The following is a 23,484-nucleotide window of genomic DNA, read 5'->3' as shown; positions in this document are numbered from 1 at the left end:
ATTGTACCATCGAATATTAAAAGATAAATACAGGCGACAAATGACACGGGATATACTGGTATTACCCCGTGTGATCATCGGAAAACCGGTTTTTCACCCGTAAAAGCAGTACGCATTCGAGAGTTGGCCCCATGAGTGAACTGGATCGTTACCTGCAAGCGGCGACGCGCGACAACACTCGCCGTAGCTATCGCGCCGCCATCGAGCACTTCGAAGTCAGTTGGGGCGGCTTCCTGCCGGCAACGGGCGACAGCGTGGCGCGCTATCTGGTGGCGCATGCCGGCGTGTTGTCGATCAATACCCTCAAGTTGCGGTTGTCGGCGCTGGCCCAGTGGCACAACAGTCAGGGGTTCGCCGACCCGACAAAGGCGCCTGTGGTGCGCAAGGTGTTCAAGGGGATTCGTGCGCTGCATCCGGCCCAGGAGAAACAGGCCGAGCCCCTGCAACTGCAGCACCTTGAGCAAGTCATCGGCTGGCTGGAGCAAGAAGCGATAGCGGCCAGGGCTGAGGGTGATCGTCCGGGGTTGCTCCGCGCCCGGCGCGACACCGCGTTGATTTTGCTCGGCTTCTGGCGTGGCTTCCGTAGCGATGAGTTGTGTCGCCTGCAGGTCGAGCACGTGCAGGCCAGTGCCGGTTCGGGCATCAGCCTGTACCTGCCGCGCAGCAAGAGTGACCGCGAGAACCTTGGCAAGACGTACCAGACACCCGCGCTGCAGCGTTTATGTCCGGTGCAGGCCTACATCGACTGGATCGGTGAAGCGGCATTGGTCCGTGGCCCGGTGTTTCGCGGCATCGATCGCTGGGGGCATTTGAGCGAGGAGGGCCTGCACCCAAACAGTGTCATTCCTCTGCTGCGCCAGGCATTGGGGCGTGCGGGCATTGCGGCCGAGCACTACACCAGTCACTCGTTGCGCCGCGGCTTTGCCTCGTGGGCGCATCAGAGTGGTTGGGACTTGAAGTCGTTGATGAGCTATGTGGGTTGGAAGGACATGAAGTCCGCCATGCGCTACATCGAAGCCAGTCCGTTCCTGGGCATGGCCCGCCTCGCGGAAAAGTCGTTGGGCCCGTAAATACGCTTTTCTTCTATTAATAAGGTCGGCTAATAGCCAAAGCCAATCAGCGGCATGAGGTTTGCCAATGAGCCAACCGTCCGTCGAGTGGGTAAAGTTCTCCCCATCAACTTCTTAACCCCGATGGAGAGTCAACGATGCCTATCATCAACAGCCAAGTTAAACCGTTCCAAGCGACCGCCTACAAAAACGGCGACTTCGTACAAGTCTCGGACGCTGACCTGAAAGGCAAGTGGTCTGTCGTTTTCTTCTACCCGGCTGACTTCACTTTCGTTTGCCCAACCGAGCTGGAAGACCTGGCTGACAACTACGATGCCTTCCAGAAGCTGGGCGTCGAGATCTACAGCGTTTCCACCGACACTCATTTCGCCCACGCTGCCTGGCACAACACTTCGCCAGCGATCGGCAAAATCCAGTACACCATGATCGGCGACCCGACCCACGCCATCTCCCGCAACTTTGACGTGCTGATTGAGGAAGTGGGTCTGGCTGACCGTGGCACCTTCGTGATCAACCCTGAAGGCCAGATCAAAATCGTCGAACTGAACGACGGCGGTGTAGGCCGCGACGCTTCCGAACTGCTGCGCAAAATCAAGGCTGCCCAGTACGTCGCTGCTCACCCAGGCGAGGTTTGCCCTGCCAAGTGGAAAGAAGGCGAGGCCACTCTGGCGCCGTCCCTGGACCTGGTCGGCAAGATCTAAGTCTGTGACGCGCTTCATCAGGGCGGACTTCCGCACCTTCTAAGCAAGCTGCACCGCCCAATAAAAACGCCCGGGCGAGATTCGCTCGGGCGTTTTTTTATGCCAGTAAACACAAAGGAAATCGCCCGTATGTTGGACGCCAATCTTAAAGCCCAGTTGAAATCGTACCTGGAACGGGTCACCCAGCCGATCGAGATCGTTGCATCCCTCGACGACGGTGCGAAATCCCGGGAAATGCTCGAATTGCTGAAAGACGTTGCCAGTCTTTCCACCCAAATTACCTTACTCGACAACGGTGACGATGCACGCAAGCCATCGTTCTCGATCAATCGCCCGGGGGCTGATATCAGCCTGCGTTTCGCCGGTATCCCGATGGGCCACGAATTCACTTCGCTGGTGCTGGCCTTGCTGCAAGTCGGCGGCCACCCTTCGAAGGCCAGTGTCGAAGTGATCGAACAGATCCGCTCGCTCAAGGGTGAGTTCAACTTCGAGACTTACTTCTCGCTGTCCTGCCAAAACTGCCCGGACGTGGTCCAGGCGCTGAACCTGATGGCGGTGCTGAACCCGAACATCCGTCATGTTGCCATCGACGGCGCGCTGTTCCAGGCTGAAGTCGATGAGCGCCAGATCATGGCGGTGCCCAGCATCTACCTCAACGGTGTGAACTTCGGCCAGGGCCGCATGGGCCTGGAAGAAATCCTCGCCAAGATCGACACCAGCGGCATCGAGCGGCAAGCCGAGAAGATCAGCGCCAAGGAAGCCTTTGACGTGCTGGTGGTCGGCGGCGGCCCGGCGGGTGCTTCGGCGGCGATCTACGCAGCTCGCAAAGGCATTCGTACCGGTGTCGCGGCGGAGCGTTTTGGTGGGCAGGTGCTGGACACCATGGCCATCGAAAACTTCATCTCGGTGCAGGAGACCGAAGGACCGAAACTGGCGGTAGCGCTGGAAGAGCACGTCAAGCAGTACGACGTGGACATCATGAACCTGCAGCGCGCCGACAAGTTGCTACCTGGCAAGGACGGCGGGCTGCACGAAGTGCACTTCGCCAGCGGTGCGAAGCTCAAAGCCAAAACCGTGATCCTGGCGACCGGTGCGCGCTGGCGTGAAATGAACGTGCCGGGTGAGCAGCAATATCGCAACAAAGGCGTAGCGTACTGCCCGCACTGCGACGGCCCGCTGTTCAAGGGCAAGCGCGTGGCGGTGATTGGCGGCGGTAACTCCGGTGTCGAAGCGGCTATCGACCTGGCGGGGATCGTCTCCCACGTGACGCTGCTGGAGTTCGACGTGCAGCTGCGCGCCGATGCGGTCTTGCAGCGCAAGCTGAACAGCCTGCCCAACGTGACCGTGATCACCCATGCGCAAACCACTGAAGTCACCGGCGACGGGCAGAAAGTCAATGGCCTGCGCTACAAGGATCGTAAGACCGATGAGCTGCGGACCGTGGAGCTGGAGGGGATCTTCGTGCAGATCGGTCTGCTGCCTAACACCGATTGGCTCAAGGGCACCATCGAGTTGTCGCCGCGTGGCGAGATCATCGTCGATGCCCGTGGCGAGACCTCGGTACCGGGTATATTTGCCGCTGGCGACGTGACCACCGTGCCGTACAAGCAGATCGTGATTGCCGTGGGCGAGGGCGCCAAGGCATCCCTGAGTGCGTTTGATCATTTGATTCGCACGTCGGCCCCGGCGTAAACCCCGGCGCTGAAAACACAAAACCCCATGAGCGATCATGGGGTTTTTTGTGTCCGCGATCATTGTGGGAGCCGGCTTGCCGGCGATGGCGATTTCAAGGACGCCAACGCTGGACCAGCTCCCACAAGGCGGGGTTTTGCATCACAGCGGCGCAGGCTGAATGATCTCGACCCAATAGGCATCCGGGTCCTTGATGAAAGCCAGGCTTTTCATGCGACCGTCATTCAGGCGCTTCTGGAAATCGCAGCCCAGCGCCTCGAAGCGCTCGCACGCGGCAACGATGTCTGGCACCGAAATGCAGATGTGGCCAAAGCCGCGTGGGTCGGTGTTGCCATTGTGATAGGCGAAGTCCGGATCGTTCTCGGTGCCGTGGTTGTGGGTCAGTTCGAGAATGCCGGGGATCGATTTCATCCACTCGGTGCGTGCTGCGGCGTCGGCCGGGATCTGGCTTTTGTCGACCAGCGCGAGGAAATACAGGCTGAATTCCGCTTCCGGGAAGTCGCGTTTTTCCACCAGTGAGAAACCGAGGATGCGCGTGTAGAAATCCAGGGATTTGGTGATGTCCTTGACGCGCAGCATGGTGTGGTTGAACACGAAGTTCTGGGTCGCGGTATCAGGCTGCGCGGTCACGCCGGGGAAGCTGTTCAGTTCTTGCAGGCTCATGGGCCCTCCGAAAAAAAAGTGGGGCTGAAGAATGGCGACAATGATACGCAAGGGCTCTGACATCACCAAACCAAAACCGTCGGCTATTGCCTGACGGCCGGTCGAAGCTCAGACTTCCGGCCACAATTGGCGAGTGTTCATTGCAATGATTCGATTCGGTAAAACGTTGTTCCTCTTGATGGGCGTGCTGTCGACGGTCGCCATGGCTCACGCCGATGCGCCGGTCATGCCCTGGCCAACCGGCTGGCAAATCGAAGACGTGCCGCAAGGTGACGGCAAGGCGGGTGTCAGTCGCCAGCGCGCAGTGAAAAACAATCAGGCTGGCGAGCCGGTCATGGTGATGGAACTGACCATGACCCAGGTGGAAACCGGTCATCAGGTCAATCTGGAAGCCGTGCTACTGGAGATGCGCAAGTCTGTGCAAAAAGGCTTTTATCAGAGTGGCTATCAAAGTGCGTGCAGCCGGATTCATGCGACAACCTTGAGCCGATTACCGGCGTTGGAAACGACTTGCACCATCACGCAAAACGGACGTCATGTGCTTTCGCAAACATTGGTCGCTGCGGTGGACGCCGATAAAGCCTACGTTCTTTCCTATGCGGGGCAGGCCGACGCTTATAAAACCAGCCAGGATGAAATAGAGGCGGCACGTAACGGCTTGAAGCTTTAGTTGAAAACTTCAATAAACGCGGTCTTCAGCGCGCCCACAAATGTTTAGATACCCAATGGGATTAACCATAAAGTTGATCGGTAACTAGAGAGTTGATCGACCCTCGCCGCTGAATTTAGAGGGTGTTCATGAAAAAGCCCTGCATTCGCAGGGCTTTGTGTGTCGGCGCGAGAGCTTAGCCACGCAACCAGGAATCAACGGTCGAGGCACCGTATTGTTCCTTCCAGGCTTTCAAGCCGCGGTGGTTGCCACCCTTGGTTTCAATCAGTTCACCGGTGTGCGGGTTCTGATAAACCTTGACCACGCGAGCGCGACGGGTTTTAGGTGCTACGGCCTGTTGCAGACCGGATTTTGCCGGGTTCGGATCGAGAATGGCGATGATGTCGCGCAGGCTCTTGCCGTAGGTTTTCATCAGTCCTTGAAGCTTTTCTTCGAATTCGATTTCTTTCTTGAGCCCGGCATCGTTCTTCAGGGATTCAAGCTGCTTGAGCTGTTCTTGAAGGGCCTTTTCAGCGGCACGAAATTCAGCGAGTCTGGACAATATCTTTACTCCAATAGTGTGTTTGGCTGATACCAACCGCAAACAAAGCTATAAGCCAAGAGCCTTGAAGCGACCCGGTGATAATGGCTCACCCGCCAAATTACGGCAGGCGTGAAAAATTGTAGTAGTTAATTGCTCAAGAGTAAATCATGTCTTTTCTGTCATGTAACAAGAGTTGTTTTTTGATTCAAATGGGTGCACGGCAACGTTACCACATCGCTTAAAACCGCTAGTTAATGATCACTTAATGCACTAATGAACTCGACGCCAGGCATCGGCCTGCCGTACAGATAGCCTTGCAGAAAGTTAACGTTATGAGCGGTCAGGTAATCACTTTGCTGCTGGGTCTCCACACCTTCGGCAACCATTGCCAGGCCGAGTTTGATCGCCAGTTCTATGATGCTGTCCAGAATATGGCTGGAAAGGGTATCGATGCCGATCATGGCGACGAAACTCTGGTCGATCTTCAGGTAGTCCACGTTGAATTGACGCAGATAGCCGAGACTGGAGTGACCGGTGCCGAAGTCGTCGATGGCGATCTTTACGCCGAGATCACGAAGTTGGTCGAACAGTTGATGCGTGATGGCTGTCGGTTCGATCAATTCGCGTTCGGTCAATTCCAGTACCAGGTGCACGGAACCGGGCGCGAAAGCGTCGAGAAACTCGCGGCAATCCTTGACCAGGTCGAGGTCCTGGCAATGGCTGGCGGTGATGTTGATGCCGATATGAAACGGCTCCTTGAACGATGCGGACAGCGGCGCGAGCAACGTGGCGGTCTGTTGCATCAGGGATCGGGTCATTGGCACGATCAGCCCGGAGTGTTCGGCAAACGGAATAAACAGGTCGGGCCGCACCAGGCCTTCTTTCGGGTGGTTCCAGCGCATCAGTACTTCGATGCCGGACAACTTTTTACTGTCGCCATGCACGACCGCCTGGAAATACGGGACGAACTCCGCCGCATCCAGCGCACGTTGCATTTCATGAGTCGGTGATGACGTACGCTTCTGCAGAAAATGCCCGAGCGATGCGGAAATCACGCCGAAAAAGATCAACAAGCTGAACAGGGGGGGATACTGACTGCGCATGTAACGCCAGGTTTCGCCTTTGGGAAATCCGGCCGTCACACTGAAACCATACCGTGACGAGCCGAGATTGCTTTGTGCGGTTGGCATGGCGGGTGGCGCGTCTTCATGAAACTGGCCATCGGCCGACAACCAATTGGGCCCGACCTGCAGTACCAGCAATGTCTGGCGACCAATCAGGCGCAACACGTTACTCAGGTGATAACCGTCCAGCGTGCTCATCGCGCCCTGTTTGCCTTTGCCGAGGCGATACACCAACAGCGCGGTATCAGGAGTGACGGGGTTGCCCTTCATCAACAGTAACCGGCCTTGGCCGAAGTCCCCGGCAGCGAGCTTCTCGTGATAGTCGCCGAACAAAGAACTGCAATAAATGGCGTCGTCCCAGATCAGGGTGGTCGAGCGCACGAAGGGGCGTCGCGTGACTTGTTCACGCAGGGCCAATTTGACGTCGGTACAACTTTGCCCGGCCAGTGGCAATAATTCCCGGGCAGCCTGGGCGGTGTTGTCGAGCATGAGGTCGAACTGGCGAATGGCCTCTTCGGCGGTTTGTTGAGCATTTTGTTCGAGCGCTCGTCCAGCCTGGATATAGAGGATGGCGGTGCCCAATATGACCGGAAGCAATCCGCTCAGCAGAGTGACGGCTATCCTGATGCGGCGTGTGCGGGTTTTGGCTCTCAGTGGCATTCAAGAAACCTTTAGCGATGATAGGGCTCTCAAATGCTGGCAGGGCGAAACGCCTCCCATGAAGAGTTTGGGTACGAGCCATGATAGTTGGCCCTTGTCACTTATGCCGCTCACCGGTCACTCAGCCGCTCGGCGAGTTTGATGAAGGCCAGCGTCGCCGGTGACGCCTGGCGGCGGTCGAGTACCGCCAGGCCGACCTGCCGCGCCACCGGTGGCGACAGCGGTTTTTTAACATGGCGATAGTCAACATGCTCGGGCAGCGAACCCTCGGCGACCACGGTCAAACCGTCGCCGCGTCCAACCGTATCCAGCGTGCTCAGCAATTGCGAGCAACGATAGCGGATATTGGGGGTCAGGCGCGCGGCATTGAACAGGCGAGAAACCATCTCCGAAGAGCCTGCCTCGGTCAGTACAAAAGGGTCGTCGCACAGCTCGCTCAGGCTGACGCTGTTGCGGGTTGCCAAAGGATGGTCAGCCGGGAGCAGCGCAACCATTTGATCTTCGATCAGCGCAACCGTGTCGAAACGCTCTTGTGGCAGCACCACGAAACCGACATCGATTCGCCGTTCTTCCAGCCACTGGATCACCTGACGGTCCGGACCTTCGTCGATATGGATCTCAATGCCAGGGTGCTCGGCGCGGTAGTGGCGCAAGATATCGGGCAACAGTTTGATCGAAGACGTGGGCCCGAACGAGCCGATACGCAACGTGCCGCGCTTCATCCCACGGGCATCCGCCGCTTCCTGGCGCAACGTATTGGCCAGGCCCAGCATGGCACGGGCGCGCAGGAGAAGTTGCTGGCCGATGTCACTCAACTCGACCGTTGACTGATGGCGCCGCAACAATTCGACGCCCAATTCCTGTTCCAGCGACTTGATGGCATGGGAAACCGCGGATTGGGAAATCCCCAGACGATGGGCTGCCGCCGTGAAGCCGCTCAGCTCGGCGACGAGGGAGAAAATCTCCAGTTGGGTGAGGGTCATGAGTATTGACTCATTTTACGATGACTTGGCATTAGTCGAATCATACGCCATACCGTTCATCAGCCGTTCCGGAGACGTATGACTACTCATGAGAAATACCTGCCAAGCCCGACGGATGCGCCGGTTTATTTGAAACTGGCGGCGGTCACCATGATCTGGGGCGGTACCTTCGTGGCGGGGCGGTTTCTGGCTGAAAGCCTGAGCCCTTTGTTTGCCGCCAGCTTGCGCTTCCTGCTGGCGAGTACATCACTGTTACTGTTTTTGTTGATGTCCCGCATTCCATTGGCCCGACCCAACCCAGGGCAATGGCTGCAGTTGGCACTGCTGGGCTTTTCCGGGATCTTTTTCTACAACCTGTGCTTCTTTTATGGCCTGCACTACATCAATGCTTCGCGAGCATCGTTGATCGTGGCCTTGAATCCGGCCGTTATCGGATTGGCCTCGTGGCTGCTATTCAAGGAGCGCCTGGGCCGGGCGAAGATTGCCGGCATTGCGATCTGTATCGTCGGCGCGTGCCTGGTCATCGTCAGCCGCCATCCGCAACTCTTGGCCGGCAGGGCCGATGCCTGGATCGGCGATCTGCTGATTTTCGGCTGTGTACTCGGTTGGGGCGTGTATTCGCTGTTTTCCAAGTCGCTGAATCAAAGCCTGGGCCCGTTGCAAACCGTGACCTGGTCAATTCTGCTGGGCACATTGATGCTGTGGATCGCCAGCGCCATTTGCGGCGAGTTGAGTGTGGCCGCGCTTGTCCAGCTTGGCCCTCAACAGTGGTTGAGTCTGATGTACCTGGGCGTCTTTGGCTCGGCACTGGCCTACATTGGCTATTACGACGGCATTCGCAAAATCGGCGCGACCCGTTCCGGGGTGTTCATCGCTTTGAACCCGTTGACGGCCGTGATCCTCGGGGCGCTGCTGTTGGGCGAGCAACTGACACTGGCCATGTGCGTGGGAGGAGGGGTGATCCTGACCGGGATTTTCCTGTGCAATAAACCCCTTGCGCATGCAGGGAAAAAGGGGATTTGATACAGAAGGCGGACAAACTGATTTACGCTGTGTAGAATCAGGTTACGCATACAAGAATAAACGACTTCTGGCAGCAGAAGCCTCGCCCGCAAAAGCCTTGGGTCGACAATGAAGATATTCGGGTTTCAATTGATCTTTGGTGATTTCCTCGCCCGCAGTGTGCGCGGCATCTCCTGCGCGCCACCCTGCGGCCTCAGCATCGCTAGCAACTAACGTTTGTTAATTCCAAAAGCATGATGAGGCGCCAAAATGGCAGATTTATACGAAAACCCGATGGGCCTGATGGGTTTTGAATTCATCGAATTCGCATCGCCAACCCCCAACACCCTGGAGCCGATCTTCGAGATCATGGGCTTCACCAAAGTTGCGACTCACCGTTCCAAGGACGTGCACCTGTATCGCCAGGGCGCGATCAACCTGATTCTCAACAATGAGCCGCACAGCGTGGCCTCGTACTTCGCGGCCGAGCATGGTCCATCCGTGTGCGGCATGGCGTTCCGGGTCAAGGATTCGCAAAAAGCCTACAAGCGTGCGCTGGAGCTCGGCGCGCAGCCGATTCACATCGAGACCGGTCCGATGGAGCTGAACCTTCCGGCGATCAAAGGCATCGGCGGCGCGCCGCTGTACCTGATCGACCGTTTCGGCGAAGGCAGCTCAATCTATGACATCGATTTCGTGTTCCTAGAAGGCGTCGATCGCAACCCGGTCGGAGCGGGCCTTAAGATCATCGACCACCTGACGCACAACGTGTATCGCGGGCGCATGGCCTACTGGGCCAATTTCTACGAGAAGCTGTTCAACTTCCGCGAAATCCGTTATTTCGACATCAAGGGCGAATACACCGGCCTGACCTCCAAGGCCATGACCGCGCCGGACGGCATGATCCGTATCCCGTTGAACGAAGAGTCGTCCAAAGGCGCCGGGCAGATCGAAGAGTTCCTGATGCAGTTCAATGGCGAGGGCATCCAGCACGTGGCCTTCCTCAGTGATGACCTGGTCAAGACCTGGGATCACCTGAAAAGCATCGGCATGCGCTTCATGACCGCGCCGCCAGACACCTACTACGAAATGCTCGAAGGCCGTTTGCCGAACCACGGCGAGCCGGTGGGCGAACTGCAAGCGCGGGGCATTCTGTTGGATGGTTCGTCCGAATCGGGTGACAAGCGACTGCTGTTGCAGATCTTCTCGGAAACCCTGATGGGGCCGGTGTTCTTCGAATTCATCCAGCGTAAAGGCGATGATGGTTTTGGCGAGGGCAACTTCAAGGCGCTGTTCGAATCCATCGAACGCGACCAGGTCCGTCGTGGTGTGTTGGCCACCGACTAAGCCATAACGCCTGTAAACCTGTGGGAGCGAGCTTGCTCGCGATAGCGGTTGTGCATTCAACAACAATGTTGACTGACAGACCGCCTTCGCGAGCAGGCTCGCTCCCACATTGGGTTCTGGGTGAGGTTAAGGCCTGCGCTGTCGCATCAAATGCTTGAACCCTTCGAACACCAATACCAGCACCGCCAACCAGATCGGGATATAGGTCAGCCATTCGCCGGCCTTGATGCTTTCCCCCAACAGCAACGCAACGCCCAGCAACAGCACGGGCTCGACGTAACTCAACAGTCCGAACAGGCTGAACGGCAGCAAGCGACTGGCGATGATGTAGACCACCAGCGCCGACGCACTGATCACACCGAGCAACGGGATCAGCAGCGACAGCCATGGATGCTGGTCAAACACGTTCAAACCCTGTTCACCGCTCTGAACGAGCCAGAATGCCACGGGCAGGGTCAGGGTCATGTCCAGCCACAAGCCGCCGAGGTTGTCCGAGGCCAGACGCTTGCGCAGGACGAAATAGGTGGGATAACCGATGCACACCAGCAAGGTCGCCCAGGAAAAACCACCGACCTGGTACAGCTCATTGATCACGCCGAGGCAGGCGAAAAACACCGCGATTTTTTGCAGGTAGGAGAGGCGTTCACCATAGGCCAGCCGGCCGGTCAGGACCATGGTCAGCGGTAACAGGAAATAGCCCAGCGATACATCCAGGCTGTAGCCATTGAGTGGTGCCCACATGAACAGCCAGAGCTGCACGCCGAGCAAGGCCGAAGAGGCGATCAGGGCAAGCGACAGAACAGGCCGGCCCGCGACTCGCCGCACAATGTCGATGACGCGTTTCCACTCCCCGGACACCACCATGAAGACGGTCATGCACGGCACCGTGAGCAACATGCGCCAGCCAAAAATTTCCACGCCACTCAAGGGGCTGAGCAGCGACGTGTAGTAATACATGACGGCAAACAGCACCGAGGCTGAAACCGATAGAGCGATACCTTTAGACAAGCTGTCCTCGCGTGGTTGAAGGTGAAACGGGGTGCGGAGGATACGCGGTTTTTGTGCAGAATATTGGCCGTATGATCAATATTCACAACATTTTGAGCAAGACCCGAAACCCTGTGGGAGCGACCCGACAAGCCCGCTCCCAGAAGTGAAATGTACCGTCAGTGGGTACGCGGTTTACGGCCCGACACGAAATGACTCACGTCGTTGAACCCCGGCGTCGATGCATGCCCCGGCGTCACCAGCGAATCGATGAACGCTTCATCTTCAGCCGTAATCTTCACCGCCTGGGCTTTAGTGTAGGCATCCCATTGCGCTTCGGTACGCGGGCCGACGATGGCCGACGTCACGGCGCTGTTGTTCAGCACCCAGGCAATGGCGAACTCGACGATGCCGACGCCACGGCTTTGGGTGTATTGCTGGATCTGCTGGGCGATGCGCAGCGACTCGACGCGCCATTCGGTTTCCAGGATGCGTTTGTCCTGGCGCCCGGCACGGCTGTTGGCGTCCGGGGTGACATCCGGTGCGTACTTGCCGCTGAGCACGCCGCGCGCCAATGGACTGTAAGGCACCACGCCCAGGCCGTAGTTTTGTGCGGCGGTGATCTGCTCGGTTTCGGCCTGGCGGTTGACGATGTTGTACAGCGGCTGGCTGATCACCGGCCGGTCGACGCCAAGGTGGTCGGCAATGCGAATCACCTCGGCGATGCGCCAGCCACGGTAGTTCGACAGGCCCCAATAGCGGACCTTGCCCTGGCGAATCAAGTCGCCGATGGCCGACACCGTGACTTCCAGCGGCGTGTTGTGATCTTCGCGGTGCAGGTAATAGATGTCGAGATAGTCGGTGCCCAGACGCGTCAGGCTGGCTTCGATACCGTTGAAGAGGTGCTTGCGGTTCAGGCCGCTACGGTTCGGCACGCCGTCCACCGGGCCGAAACCGACCTTGGTGGCCAGCACCCATTCCTGACGGCGACTGGCGATCGCTTCTCCGACGATTTCTTCAGAGTGACCCTGGGTATAGACGTCGGCGGTGTCGATGAAATTGATGCCCTGGTCCCAAGCCTTGTCGATGATTCGCAGGGAATCTTCGGTGCTGGTCTGTTCGCCGAACATCATGGTGCCCAGGGTCAGGGTGGACACCTGCAGCCCTGATTGACCCAGCGTGCGGTAGCTCATGACAAAATCCTTTTACCGATGGGAAAGGCTCAATCAAATACCAGAACAACCCCCGTGAGCAAACGAGTATCGAACGATAGGCCAGCGGCTGCCACAAGCGCTTTGTGAACGCTGGCTTACCGGGGATGGCGATCGTGACGTTGGTATCATTGGCAAGCCGATTCCCCCAGCGGTAACGTTGGCTGGCTGGAATTGAAAAAAATCTTTTCCGCATGCGCTGCCGACCGGCGCTATCGCTAATGCGGGCTGGCAGCATTGATGTAATGAATAGGGAGAATTCGCATGAAAATCGTCATTGCCCCGGACTCGTTCAAGGACAGCCTCAGCGCCCAAGGCGCGGCCGACGCCATCGCCATGGGACTAGCCGGGGTATGGCTCGACGCGCAACTGATCACATGCCCGATGGCTGACGGTGGTGAGGGCACGATCAAAGCGGTGCTCGCAGCGCGTGATAGCGCACTTTGCTGGGCGGCGGTTTGCGGGCCATTGGGCTCACCCGTCGATGCGAGGTGGTGCTGGTTGCCCGACAGCCACACCGCGATCATCGAAATGGCTGAAGCCAGCGGTTTGCAATTGATCCCGTTGGACCACCGCGATGCTTGCACCAGCAGCACCTACGGCACCGGCGAGTTGATCCGCGCCGCCCTGGATGCGGGCGCGCAACGGGTGATTCTGGCGGTTGGCGGCAGTGCTACCAATGATGGTGGCGCCGGGGCCATGCAAGCCTTGGGGGTGAAGTTGCTTGACGCCCGGGGACAGCCTTTGCCGCCAGGAGGTCTGGCGCTGAGACGACTGGCGAAGATTGATCTGTCGGACATCGATCCGCGCCTGGCCGCCGTGCACTTCGAAATCGCTGCGGATGTGGACAATCCATTGTGCGGCGCTCAGGGTGCCTCGGCGATTTTCGGTCCGCAAAAAGGCGCCTCGCCCGAACAGGTCGAACAGCTGGACCGCGCCCTTGGGCACTTTGCCGATCACTGCGCCAAAGTCCTGGGCAAGGATGTGCGTGACGAACCCGGCAGCGGTGCGGCGGGGGGGCTGGGATTTGCCGCCAAGGCGTTTCTGGGAGCGCAGTTCAAGGCCGGGGTAGAAGTGGTCGCAGAGCTGGTGGGCCTGGCCGAACTGGTGGAGGGCGCCGATCTGGTGATCACCGGCGAAGGGCGTTTCGATGCGCAAACCCTGCGCGGCAAGACGCCCTTTGGCGTGGCGCGCATCGCCCGTGAACATGGCGTGCCGGTGATCGTTATCGCTGGCACCCTGGGTGAGGATTACCAGGATCTGTACGCCCATGGCATCGACGCCGCATTCGCGTTGCCGAGCGGGCCGATGACGCTGGAGCAGGCGTGTGCCGACGCACCGCGCCTGTTGCGCGAGCGGGCGACGGACATTGCCCGGGTCTGGCAGACGGCCAGGCGCCAAAGCTAAGGCAACAGTGACGAGGGAGCTTGCTCCCTCGCCACACATTATTCACCACTGAGTCCGCCACTATTGAGGCGGATCCATCTGATCCAGCACCCGGTTCGCCGTGACCTCCGCGAGCATCACGCTGTTGGACATGCCCGGCAGGGCATTGCGTGAACCACCGTCCAGATGATGGACCAATTGATGGACCAGCACGTCCACCGAGGCCAGCGTTTCCACCCGATACACCATCAGAGTGTCGCTGGATGCCTGCGGGTCGACGGTGAACAAGGTGCTGACGGTGCGCGGCATGGCTTTGATGTCGGCGGTCGAAAGGAAGCGGGAGTTGAGGGCACGTTCGGCGGCCTCGTTGAGCGTTGTTGAGTCGGGTTCGTGCGGGGAGTTTGGGTCGCTGGGCATATTGTTCGGCATTGCGGATTTCATGCAGAACGCCGCGCCACTGGCCCTGGATGAAAACCTGCCGGAAGTGGCACGCAGGCGCGAGGAATAGCGCCTGTGCAGCGACCTGGTGTGCGCCACGGACTTGCTTGAGGGGGGGGGCGGGCTTGATGCCGTACCGCCTCCAGCATGCAAAAAAAAGTGGCTCTACCTGTCAACTTTGACAGTTACGCATTTTCCTAAAACACGGTTTACTGCCCCAAGCGCAGAACGACGGGATGCGTTTGGTAGTGCCCGGTAACATTCGGTCTGCTTTTCCGGCCCGGTGCCCATGGCTGGCCCATGACGCCAGGTTATTCAATATGGAGAGCGGCAAAATGGCATTTTCAGATAAAAAAGACCAACAGCTTGCAGGCGAATACAGCTCCGGCGGGGCGGCGCCGCTATTCGTCCAGCCGCCGGATGTCAGTCATTTCGTGATACCCGGGGATGCAAGCGGGCTAATACTCCGGGCAAACCTGAACATGGATCAGAAAACCACGATTACCACATGGGGCGGCACGCTGCCTACTGACCCTTTGGATGTTGATAGGTTTACCCTCCAGGTTGCGCGATTCACCAGTAACGAGTGGACTGACTTGCAAGTGCAAACCTACACGGGCGGAGATTCCTGGAAGGATCTGGACTTCGTTATTCCTCGTACATTCTTTCTGGCCCAGGAAAACGAAGGTGCCTTCAAGCTCAGATATATGCATATCAGCCACCAAGGGGTTACTGATGTCTCCGACCCCGTTCCTATTTTTATCGACAAGATCCCGCCGAATGGCGCAATACCTCCAGGCAAAATGATATTTGCCATCACGCCTCCCATCACCGATGCGACGTTTGGGGCGGCCAACTTTCTCGAAGCCACGATTCCCAATTGGAGTGGTGATGCGGTAGGCACAGAGGTCGCCCACGGTTGGTTGAAAGGCGAGTTGCCCGCAGACCCAAACGATATCGAACTGATAGGGCCGCTACCAATCCTTGGCGGTGGCAAGGTACAAATTCCTAAAGACAGGTTCATTGCAGCAGGGGATGGTCTTTGTTGCGGTGGCTACGTTCTGATCGATAAGGCGGGCAATATCAGCGCGCTGTCTTTGTATGAGCTCATGTCCGTCGCGCTCGGACCGTTACCACCGGCGCCACTGCCCAAACCAACGGTTGCCGACGCTACCGGTGGTGAGTTACTTCGCGAGGACATTATCAATGGCGGGGTGTTGGTCCATGTCAATCAGGTAACCAACGGAAAGTCCAGCGACACCATCGTCATCAAATGGAAAGACCTGGAGCTGACCCCCGGAACGCCTGTGGGCCCTAACCCATCCTCGGGGTTCGATATTTTCGTGCCGTGGGAAATGATCCTGCGGGCATACGACGGCGCGACAGGCGCTGTCGATACGCCCGTGAGTTACACGGTGTTGCGCGGTATCGAGCCCTATGGTTCAGCGGTCGAAACCATCAAATGCAACCTGTCCACTCCTGGACCGGTCAATCCTGACCCGGACCCTGGCAACCCCAACCTGGGAGCCGTAACGATCGTGGGGGCATCCGGCGAAGATAACGTATTGATCGAATCGGATGAGAACCAAGATGTCTTTGCTGTCATCGAGCTGGTCGCACCGTTGGTCGAGGGCGACTCGTACCAGGTCATGTGGAACGGTACCCCCATCGGTGTCGCTTATGAAGTCAGCGCCACCGACACACCGGGGAAGACCATAAGGATCCTGCTCGACTGGGACGTGATCCGCGGCGAAGGTCCCAGCGATGCCATGCCGGTGTGGTATGTGGTGACCGGCCCGGACCATGCAAACCCCCAAGAACCGGACCCGCGTACAGCGGTCGAGATCGAGTTCCTGGTCTTGACATTGCCGGCAGCCGAACCATTGCACACGTATGACGGTGGACGAAGCTTCCACTGCTATTCCTTGCGCTGGAATGCAGGCGGCACCGATTACGGCTTCGAGTACAGGATCCCACCGAGCGCTCATCTGAAGGAGGGCGACGAAGTCGAGGTGACCTGGGAGGCTTATCAGAATAACAATGCGCCGGTGCATTTACCCACAGCCAGGAAAGTAACTACCTTCCCGAATATCACCAAAGACCAGGCTGAAAAGGGAATCATCTGGCTTGTTGAACCTTACGCCGATCACATTTTGCCGATCTTCGTTGAAGATATTCCGTTTGGCATAGGCGTAGTGAGCTACACCATCACGGGGAAACCGGCTGCATCGCAACCCTCCAGCACGCGGGTGGGGCTGGTGCAGGGTGAGGGCAGTTGCAACATTCCAGACAAGCCCTGAGTAAACCAGGCGCAGTCAGACGAACCGGATGCCCCGCGGGCACCCGGTTCTTTTGATAGTCAGCTTCATTGCGCCGCCGCTTCCTTCGGATAAGTCCTACATACCGCCGGATTAAGTCTCTATAGCCTGCGCAGCTTTCCATCACGACCCCGGGTTTCAGTCAGCCCGTAGTCGATAAGCGGTACACCTACCCCCAGGAAAAAAACTTCCTGGGTTTCGGCCTCCGACTGTCCTGGGCCGATGATGGCCTCGATAACCTCTACCAGCATATTGGCGACTATGAGTACCAGTGCACCGAAGCCCTTTGGGTGGACAATAAGGTGGTACGAATCATCGAACGCATGTTCAACCAGTTCCACTTGTTGACCCGCGAAGTGACAACCCAAAACAACAATGTCCAGAGTGTCGAGACCACGTATTACCTCACAACCGGTGTTTCCTTCGAGCAACAGCCCAATTACTGCCAATTGCCCAAGGAGACTCGCACCATCTGGTCACTGTCGGACAACCCGAACCGTCGGCGCAGCGAAACTGTCACCAGCACCTATGATAATTTCGGCAATTTGCTGGTGCAGACCCAAGCCAATGGTGTGGTCGAAACCAGCACCTGGTATCCCGCCGCGACAGACCCGGAAGGTTTTGTCCGCCATCTGAAAGACACCACCGTGACCCCGGCAGCGTCGCCCAACGGACAAGCGCCGACCTTGCGCACCAGTTACACCTACAAATCCTTGCCCGCGCTGGCTGGCAGCCTGTTGGCCAACTGGCTCACGGTCGAGACCGAGGTGCTGGCGCAGATGGCCGGCAACACGGCCACCGAGCTGGAACGCACGGTGCTTGAACATGTCAACGAGCCCGCCAACCCATTCCTCCACGGTCGCGTCAAACGGCAGACGGTGACGATGAACCAAAAGGCAACCATCACCGACTACGCCTACAGCAAGCTCGACAGCCCCGATCTCAAGGAAAGTGTGCTGCAGGTCGTAGAAACCTTGACCGGCTTCGACCATCAGCCCACCGGGCGCAATGTTCAGAAAAGCATCACCCTCCAGCATTCGATACTCAATGGCCAGCCGCTGCTCAACCGTGACGACAATCTCGTGGTGATCCGTTATGCCTACGACGCACTGCAGCGGGTGATCAGCGAAACGGCGGCGCCAGGCACGGCGTACGAAGCCACCCGTCGCTATGAGTATTTCCTTTGCGCCAAAGCAGGCGAGCAGGCCGAGCAACGGATGTTCGATGTCAAGAATGTAAAAACCACCGCCCGCTTCGACGGGCTCAACCGGGTCATTTACGAAGAGCGCGATGACGCCGATAACCCGGCGCCCAATAGCCCGCCACGCCAGATCTATGCCGGCGGCTACGACTCATTCGGCAACCTGGTGAAAGAAACCGAGTTCGACTGGATGGGCGCGACGGCACTGGCCCTGACCACTGAATATGAGTTTGACGACTGGGGCCAGCAGCGCTGTGTAACCGGGGCGGACGGTGTGAAAACCTTCGAGGAAACCGATCCCATCGGTACAGAGGTGTCCCAAGGCCCGATTCAGCGTAGCTGGCGTCAGGGCACGGGTGAGAATCCGCCAGTGAGCGGCGTGACCGAAACCTGGTTCAACCTGTTCGAGAAACCGACGCGCACCGAACGTTTCAATCTGGCCCAGCAACGTGTCAGCCTGCATCAGTATTTTTATGACGGACTAGGGCGGACTCAGAAGGAGATCGTTGGATTCGACAAGGTCCAGCGCGTCACGCAGTACAGCTATGACGCATTTGATCGGCTGATCACCAACACCTTGCCCGACGAAGCGATCGTGCGGCGCAGTTTTGCCACGCATAGCCGCAACGATTTGCCAACGAGCATCAGTGTCAACAATATCCAGCTGGGCACCCAGGCGTTCGACGGCCTTGACCGCAGGATCAAGGCCGTCACTGGCGGTCGCGAACAGGTCTTCGACTACGAGCCGGGGCAAACCCAGCCGAGTTCGGTCACCATGGCGAGTGGGGAGGTCATAGAGTATGCCTATGTGCCGCAGCTGGGCAGTGAACCTGTGTTGCGCCGATTACCGAGCATCGGCCTCAAGGGCGAGGTTGACGAGGCCACGTATGAATACGACACGAAAAACGCGCGCCTGGTGTTTTGCCAGGAGCAGGACATCGCACTGACGCGTGAGTACTACAGCACCGGTGAACCCAAGCGCGAAAAACGCACCGTCGCTCAGGGCGAATACACCATGGACTATCGCTATAGCCGGCTCGGGCGTTTGCTGGGTTACACCGATGTGCTGCGTCAGGAACAAACCTATCGCTACAATGCCGACGGACGACTGGTACACACCCAACTGGGTACTACATCTTCGACGTTTACCTACGATTTACTGGGGCGACCGGAAACCATCACAACCAGCGACACCGGCAGTGGGCAAAGCGTTGGCATCAGATTGGAGTACGACGAGTTCGATCGGGAAACTCTGCGCGAATTCGATCTCGACGGTGTGAAGCAGCAAATGACGCAGAAGTACAACGATGTCGATGGCCTGGCCCTGCGGACGCTGAAAGAAGGGACTGTCGTGCTGCGTGATGAAACGTACGGCTATGACTTGCGCGGAAGGTTGAGTCTCCCATTCATCATCAATGACGGCGTGGGCGCGGCAGAATCTTCCTACTTCTAAATGGCGTGGTTCGCGCGGCCGTCCTACAGACACCTGTACAAGGGCTGAGGTACGGGGTTCTTATATCGCGATTCTGTCCTCTTGGAACCTGTCACAAATTACAGGTGGTGCACTTTAATCAGGCGCCGGGGAAAGGCTGTCAGTGAAAGCACTCCGCGTTTGTAGTCGGTGTCTTTGAGTTCTCGCCTCCTACAGACCGAGCGCTACGTTCTTGAATAGAAAGGCTTTTTTTGATCTGGCGAGGCACCGGAGGGCGGCAAAAAACAGCACCGGACTGCATCGGTGGTCTCGCCGATTCGCAATACGTGGCGCGATGCCGGTCGTCGAATTGAATGCGCTGCTGGCGCACTGCATGATTTGAGATAGGGTTGTGGCTTGGAGCCCGCGCGACAGGAGAACCACATGCGCTATTCATCCTTGACCCATCGAATCGCCGGTGACGGAGCGGCAGCCTGGCAGATCCATTACCGAGCGCTGCAATTGCGAGAGCAGGGTGTCGATGTACTGCTGTTATCCGTCGGCGATCCGGATTTCGACACACCCAAACCCGTGGTGCAGGCGGCCATCGATAGCCTGCTGGCGGGTGATACCCACTACTCGGAAGTCCGTGGCCGTCGAGGCTTGCGCGACAGCATTGCCCGCCGTCATCGGCTTACCAGCGGCCAAATAGTGGACGCCGAGCATGTGGTGGTACTGCCCGGTGCCCAGAGCGCGGTGTATTCAGTGGTGCAATGCCTGCTCGATCCAGGGGATGAAGTGATTGTCGCCGAGCCGATGTACGTCACCTATGAAGGGGTCATGGGGGCCTGTGGCGCCAAAGTGGTACCGGTGGCCGTGCGGCCGGAGAATGGCTTTCGGGTCGATCCGGCGGATGTGGCGGCACTGATCACGGCAAGGACCCGCGCCATTTTGCTCAACAGCCCGAACAATCCTTCCGGCGCCAGCCTGCCCCTGATGGTCTGGCAGGAGCTGGCTTCGTTGTGCATCCGGCATGATTTATGGCTGATCAGCGATGAGGTCTACAGCGAATTGCTTTACGAGGGCAAACACATCAGCCCGGCAAGTCTGCCGGGTATGGCCGAGCGCACCGCGACCATCAATAGCCTGTCCAAATCCCATGCCATGAGCGGTTGGCGGGTGGGGTGGGTGGTCGGGCCCAAGCCCTTGAACGACCATCTTGAGAATCTGTCGTTGTGCATGCTCTTTGGCATTCCGGAGTTCGTGCAGAAGGCTGCGCAATTGGCGCTTGATGAAGATCTGCCGGAGGTGGCGTTGATGCGTGAGGAATATCGCCAGCGTCGTGACCTGGTGTGCGCGAGCCTGAACCATTGTCCGGGCATTCGCGCGATCAGGCCCGATGGCGGGATGTTCGTGATGGTCGATGTGCGCCAGACCGGGTTGTCGGCCCATCGCTTCGCCGAGCGGTTGCTGGAAGGTTATGGCGTATCGGTGCTGGCGGGCGAAGCGTTCGGGCCGAGTGCTGCGGGGCATATTCGCCTTGGCTTGGTGGTGGACCAGCTAAAACTGGCGGATGCGTGCCGACGCATTGCGCTGTGCGCGATGGACCTGCTGGAGGCGCGGCGGGCCTGAAAGGATCGCAGCCTTTGGAAGCGCCTGCATTGAATTGCGTTCACTCAATGAGCTGCCGACGGCTGCGATCTTTGATTTTCAGCCTTTCCAGGCCGCTCCATTCACCAGATTAACCGGCCGCTGACCCGCCAGCGCGGCCAACAGGTTGTCCACCGCACACCGGGCCATCGCTTCCCGGGTTTCATGAGTCGCTGAACCCATGTGCGGTGTGGCCACCACATTGTCCAGTTGCAGTAACGGCGAGTCATGACTCAGCGGCTCGCGCTCGAACACGTCCAGCCCCGCGGCGCGAATCTGCCGTTCGCTCAGGGCCCGGATCAGCGCCGCTTCATCCACGACTTTGCCTCGGGAAATATTGATAAAGATGGTCTGCGGACCCATCAGCGCGAACTGCCGCGCACCGATCAGCCCTTCGGTTTCCGCGGTCAGCGGCAGCGTCAGGCAGACAAAATCGGCCTGCTGCAGCAATTCGTCGAGGCTGCAGTACCGGGCGTTGAAGCGCTGTTCGACCGCCGGTTTCGGCGAGTGACTGTGGTAGATCACCGGCATGCCGAAGCCGAAATGCCCGCGCTGGGCCAGGGCTTCGCCGATGCGTCCCATGCCGATGATGCCCAGGGTCTTGCCGTGCACGTCGCTGCCGAAATGCGCAGGGCCGATGTTGCGGATCCACTGGCCGTCGCGAACCATGTTCGCCAGTTCCACTACGCGCCGCGCGGTGGCCAGAATCAGGGCGAAACCCGTGTCGGCGGTGGTTTCGGTCAACACATCCGGCGTATTGCTGAGCAGGATGCGCCGTTCGGTCAGGTAGTCGATGTCGTAGTTGTCGACACCCACCGAGACACTGGCGATGGCTTCGAGATTCGGCGCCAGGTCGAGCAGTCCGGCATCGAGTTTCAGGCTGGCACCGAGCAAACCCTGGGCACGGGGCAGGGCGTCGCGCAGCTTGGCCAGCCCCTCGGCATCGAGGCTTTCGATCAGGGTCACTTCAGTCTGCTCGTGCAAGCGAGCCATCAGCGACGGTGACAGTTTCTTGTATAGAACGACCTGCTTTTTCATCCGGATTCTCTCGACATCAATTCATGGGTGAGCGGCGGTGCGACGGGTCAGCGCGACTGTGGGACGTTCCCGGTCGCTGGCGCCGGGCTTGAGGAAAATCGTCAGCACCACCGAGAGCATCAGCGCGCCGCTCATCAGCAGGTACGACGCACCAGGCGAGCCAGTGGAGCTGTTCAGGTAGCCGACCAGATAGGAACCGCCAAACGAACCCAGCGCGCCCATGCTGTTGATCAATGCCATGGCGCCGCCGGCGACGTTGGACGGAAGGATTTCCGGGATGATTGCGAAGAAGGGGCCGTAAGGCGCGTACATGCAGGCGCCGGCAATCACTAGCAGCGTGTAGGACCACCAGAAATGTTCGGCGCCCAGGGCGTAGGAACCGTAGAAGGCGATGGACGCAATCAGCAGCGGCGGCCAGACGAAGCGTTTGCGTTTTTGCAGCTTGTCCGAACCCCAGGACACCAGCAGCATGCCGATCACCGCCGCCAGGTAGGGCAGGGCCGAGAGCCAGCCGGCTTCGATCATGTCCATTTGTGCGCCGGCCTTGAGGATCGACGGCAGCCACAGCACGAAGCCGTACACGCCGATGCTCCAGCAGAAAAACTGCAGGGCCAGGATGATCACTTTGCTGGAGCGGAACGCTTCGGCGTAGTTTTTTACGGCTTTGATGCCGACCTGTTCGGCCGCCAGGGCGCTTTCCAGATCGAGTTTTTCCTGGTCGTTGAGCCACGTGGCCTCGGAGGGGCGATCATCGGCCAGACGCCACCAGATAAAGGCCCAGAGCACCGCCGGCAAACCTTCGATGATAAACATCCAGCGCCAGCTGAAATGCTGCACCAGATAGCCCGACACCACCGACATCCACAGCATGGTCACCGGGTTGCCGAGGATCAGGAAGGTATTGGCCCGCGAGCGTTCGGCACGGGTGAACCAGTGGCACAGGTAGATCAGCATCGCCGGCATCACCGCGGCTTCAACCACGCCGAGCATGAAGCGGATGACCACCAGCCAATAAGCGTTGGAGACAATCCCGGTCAAGGTCGCCAGGCCGCCCCAGAGGATCAGGCTGACGAAAATCAGTTTTTTCACGCTGTGTTTCTGCGCATAAATCGCACCCGGTACCTGGAAGAAAAAGTAACCGAGGAAGAACAGCGCGCCGAGCATCGACGACAGGCCCGGGGTGATCATCAGGTCCGCGGCCATGCCCGAGGCGGCGGCGAACCCGTAGTTGGCGCGATCGAGGTACGCCAGGCTGTAGGTGATGAACACGATGGGCATGATGTACCACCAGCGGCGGGTGGCGAGCGTTGCGGTTTTCATGGTGATGCTCCTGAGCTTGTTGTTTTTGTCGCAGCAGGTAACGGTTTCAAATTTTCAGTGACTGGGCGGGCCTCATCGCGGGCAAGCCC

The 23,484-nt window shown here is 58.5% G+C and carries 19 protein-coding genes; 10 read left to right on the top strand and 9 right to left on the bottom strand.

Features of this window, described 5'->3' with window-relative positions:
• Nucleotides 1-131 precede the first annotated feature (131 nt).
• The 3 genes from GQ39_RS10135 (at nucleotide 132) to ahpF (ending at nucleotide 3,463) form a co-directional block, all read left to right on the top strand.
• Entirely contained in the window at nucleotides 132-1,070 is a 939-nt protein-coding gene (locus GQ39_RS10135; protein WP_047529427.1) for a site-specific integrase, read from the top strand.
• A 137-nt stretch (nucleotides 1,071-1,207) separates the two neighbouring features.
• On the top strand, nucleotides 1,208-1,771 hold the full coding sequence (gene ahpC / locus GQ39_RS10130) for an alkyl hydroperoxide reductase subunit C (protein WP_047529425.1): 564 nt from the start codon (nucleotides 1,208-1,210) through the stop codon (nucleotides 1,769-1,771).
• A gap of 129 nt (nucleotides 1,772-1,900) precedes the next feature.
• A complete protein-coding gene (gene ahpF / locus GQ39_RS10125) occupies nucleotides 1,901-3,463 on the top strand; it encodes an alkyl hydroperoxide reductase subunit F (RefSeq protein ID WP_047529422.1) in 1,563 nt (520 codons plus the stop codon).
• A 141-nt stretch (nucleotides 3,464-3,604) separates the two neighbouring features.
• Here the strand turns inward: ahpF and gloA are convergent, their stop codons facing one another.
• Nucleotides 3,605-4,126 carry a lactoylglutathione lyase gene (gene gloA, locus GQ39_RS10120; protein WP_047529420.1) on the bottom strand — a complete coding sequence of 174 codons (522 nt, stop codon included), beginning with the start codon at nucleotides 4,124-4,126 and terminating at the stop codon, nucleotides 3,605-3,607.
• Between the two features lie 145 nt (nucleotides 4,127-4,271).
• On the opposite strand from gloA, the gene GQ39_RS10115 reads away from it, so the two are divergent.
• Nucleotides 4,272-4,796: a DUF4946 domain-containing protein gene (locus tag GQ39_RS10115; RefSeq protein WP_047529418.1), complete on the top strand. Its 525-nt coding sequence runs from the start codon at nucleotides 4,272-4,274 to the stop codon at nucleotides 4,794-4,796.
• A gap of 175 nt (nucleotides 4,797-4,971) precedes the next feature.
• Here the strand turns inward: GQ39_RS10115 and GQ39_RS10110 are convergent, their stop codons facing one another.
• From GQ39_RS10110 to GQ39_RS10100, 3 genes are all read right to left on the bottom strand, one after another.
• Nucleotides 4,972-5,337: a histone-like nucleoid-structuring protein, MvaT/MvaU family gene (locus GQ39_RS10110; protein WP_047529417.1), complete on the bottom strand. Its 366-nt coding sequence runs from the start codon at nucleotides 5,335-5,337 to the stop codon at nucleotides 4,972-4,974.
• A 233-nt stretch (nucleotides 5,338-5,570) separates the two neighbouring features.
• Entirely contained in the window at nucleotides 5,571-7,103 is a 1,533-nt protein-coding gene (locus GQ39_RS10105; RefSeq protein ID WP_047529415.1) for an EAL domain-containing protein, read from the bottom strand.
• 110 nt (nucleotides 7,104-7,213) lie between these two features.
• Entirely contained in the window at nucleotides 7,214-8,086 is an 873-nt protein-coding gene (locus tag GQ39_RS10100; protein ID WP_047529413.1) for a LysR family transcriptional regulator, read from the bottom strand.
• 78 nt (nucleotides 8,087-8,164) lie between these two features.
• Here GQ39_RS10100 and GQ39_RS10095 point away from each other — a divergent pair, with 78 nt between their 5' ends.
• On the top strand, nucleotides 8,165-9,109 hold the full coding sequence (locus tag GQ39_RS10095; protein ID WP_047529410.1) for a DMT family transporter: 945 nt from the start codon (nucleotides 8,165-8,167) through the stop codon (nucleotides 9,107-9,109).
• A gap of 249 nt (nucleotides 9,110-9,358) precedes the next feature.
• Nucleotides 9,359-10,435 carry a 4-hydroxyphenylpyruvate dioxygenase gene (gene hppD, locus GQ39_RS10090; RefSeq protein ID WP_047529408.1) on the top strand — a complete coding sequence of 359 codons (1,077 nt, stop codon included), beginning with the start codon at nucleotides 9,359-9,361 and terminating at the stop codon, nucleotides 10,433-10,435.
• 126 nt (nucleotides 10,436-10,561) lie between these two features.
• On the opposite strand, the gene rarD is transcribed toward hppD, so the two are convergent.
• Nucleotides 10,562-11,443, bottom strand: a complete 882-nt coding sequence (rarD, locus tag GQ39_RS10085; protein ID WP_047529407.1) for an EamA family transporter RarD — start codon at nucleotides 11,441-11,443, stop codon at nucleotides 10,562-10,564.
• 158 nt (nucleotides 11,444-11,601) lie between these two features.
• On the bottom strand, nucleotides 11,602-12,615 hold the full coding sequence (locus tag GQ39_RS10080) for an aldo/keto reductase (protein WP_047529405.1): 1,014 nt from the start codon (nucleotides 12,613-12,615) through the stop codon (nucleotides 11,602-11,604).
• Between the two features lie 282 nt (nucleotides 12,616-12,897).
• On the opposite strand from GQ39_RS10080, the gene GQ39_RS10075 reads away from it, so the two are divergent.
• Entirely contained in the window at nucleotides 12,898-14,040 is a 1,143-nt protein-coding gene (locus GQ39_RS10075; protein WP_047529403.1) for a glycerate kinase, read from the top strand.
• Between the two features lie 60 nt (nucleotides 14,041-14,100).
• Here the strand turns inward: GQ39_RS10075 and GQ39_RS10070 are convergent, their stop codons facing one another.
• Nucleotides 14,101-14,448 carry a DUF6124 family protein gene (locus tag GQ39_RS10070; RefSeq protein WP_236693094.1) on the bottom strand — a complete coding sequence of 116 codons (348 nt, stop codon included), beginning with the start codon at nucleotides 14,446-14,448 and terminating at the stop codon, nucleotides 14,101-14,103.
• Between the two features lie 344 nt (nucleotides 14,449-14,792).
• Here GQ39_RS10070 and GQ39_RS10065 point away from each other — a divergent pair, with 344 nt between their 5' ends.
• From GQ39_RS10065 to GQ39_RS10055, 3 genes are all read left to right on the top strand, one after another.
• Nucleotides 14,793-16,757: a hypothetical protein gene (locus GQ39_RS10065; RefSeq protein WP_047529399.1), complete on the top strand. Its 1,965-nt coding sequence runs from the start codon at nucleotides 14,793-14,795 to the stop codon at nucleotides 16,755-16,757.
• Nucleotides 16,758-17,065: 308 nt separating this feature from the next.
• The gene (locus tag GQ39_RS10060; RefSeq protein WP_052193534.1) at nucleotides 17,066-19,429 is read left to right on the top strand and encodes an RHS repeat protein; all 2,364 of its coding nucleotides are present in this window, start codon (nucleotides 17,066-17,068) and stop codon (nucleotides 19,427-19,429) included.
• A gap of 402 nt (nucleotides 19,430-19,831) precedes the next feature.
• On the top strand, nucleotides 19,832-21,019 hold the full coding sequence (locus tag GQ39_RS10055) for a pyridoxal phosphate-dependent aminotransferase (protein ID WP_047529397.1): 1,188 nt from the start codon (nucleotides 19,832-19,834) through the stop codon (nucleotides 21,017-21,019).
• Between the two features lie 78 nt (nucleotides 21,020-21,097).
• Here the strand turns inward: GQ39_RS10055 and GQ39_RS10050 are convergent, their stop codons facing one another.
• A complete protein-coding gene (locus GQ39_RS10050; RefSeq protein ID WP_047529395.1) occupies nucleotides 21,098-22,075 on the bottom strand; it encodes a 2-hydroxyacid dehydrogenase in 978 nt (325 codons plus the stop codon).
• Nucleotides 22,076-22,096: 21 nt separating this feature from the next.
• Complete coding sequence (locus tag GQ39_RS10045; RefSeq protein ID WP_047529393.1) at nucleotides 22,097-23,395, bottom strand: MFS transporter; 1,299 nt, start codon at nucleotides 23,393-23,395, stop codon at nucleotides 22,097-22,099.
• Nucleotides 23,396-23,484: the final 89 nt, after the last annotated feature.

The sequence above is a fragment of the Pseudomonas sp. 11/12A genome, assembly GCF_000800055.1.
Taxonomy (GTDB): domain Bacteria; phylum Pseudomonadota; class Gammaproteobacteria; order Pseudomonadales; family Pseudomonadaceae; genus Aquipseudomonas; species Aquipseudomonas mohnii.
Note: the sequence above shows the minus strand (reverse complement) of the source record. Positions and strands in the feature narration are given on the sequence as shown.

Bases quoted from the DNA above. Each gene is read 5' to 3' on its own strand.
- GQ39_RS10105 (WP_047529415.1), bottom strand. From the start codon at position 7,103: ATGCCACTGAGAGCCAAAACCCGCACACGCCGCATCAGGATAGCCGTC.
- GQ39_RS10050 (WP_047529395.1), bottom strand. From the start codon at position 22,075: ATGAAAAAGCAGGTCGTTCTATACAAGAAACTGTCACCGTCGCTGATG.
- ahpF (WP_047529422.1), top strand. From the start codon at position 1,901: ATGTTGGACGCCAATCTTAAAGCCCAGTTGAAATCGTACCTGGAACGG.
- GQ39_RS10055 (WP_047529397.1), top strand. From the start codon at position 19,832: ATGCGCTATTCATCCTTGACCCATCGAATCGCCGGTGACGGAGCGGCA.
- hppD (WP_047529408.1), top strand. From the start codon at position 9,359: ATGGCAGATTTATACGAAAACCCGATGGGCCTGATGGGTTTTGAATTC.
- GQ39_RS10095 (WP_047529410.1), top strand. From the start codon at position 8,165: ATGACTACTCATGAGAAATACCTGCCAAGCCCGACGGATGCGCCGGTT.
- gloA (WP_047529420.1), bottom strand. From the start codon at position 4,126: ATGAGCCTGCAAGAACTGAACAGCTTCCCCGGCGTGACCGCGCAGCCT.
- GQ39_RS10135 (WP_047529427.1), top strand. From the start codon at position 132: ATGAGTGAACTGGATCGTTACCTGCAAGCGGCGACGCGCGACAACACT.
- GQ39_RS10080 (WP_047529405.1), bottom strand. From the start codon at position 12,615: ATGAGCTACCGCACGCTGGGTCAATCAGGGCTGCAGGTGTCCACCCTG.
- GQ39_RS10065 (WP_047529399.1), top strand. From the start codon at position 14,793: ATGGCATTTTCAGATAAAAAAGACCAACAGCTTGCAGGCGAATACAGC.
- GQ39_RS10070 (WP_236693094.1), bottom strand. From the start codon at position 14,448: ATGCCGAACAATATGCCCAGCGACCCAAACTCCCCGCACGAACCCGAC.
- GQ39_RS10045 (WP_047529393.1), bottom strand. From the start codon at position 23,395: ATGAAAACCGCAACGCTCGCCACCCGCCGCTGGTGGTACATCATGCCC.
- GQ39_RS10115 (WP_047529418.1), top strand. From the start codon at position 4,272: ATGATTCGATTCGGTAAAACGTTGTTCCTCTTGATGGGCGTGCTGTCG.
- GQ39_RS10075 (WP_047529403.1), top strand. From the start codon at position 12,898: ATGAAAATCGTCATTGCCCCGGACTCGTTCAAGGACAGCCTCAGCGCC.
- GQ39_RS10100 (WP_047529413.1), bottom strand. From the start codon at position 8,086: ATGACCCTCACCCAACTGGAGATTTTCTCCCTCGTCGCCGAGCTGAGC.
- ahpC (WP_047529425.1), top strand. From the start codon at position 1,208: ATGCCTATCATCAACAGCCAAGTTAAACCGTTCCAAGCGACCGCCTAC.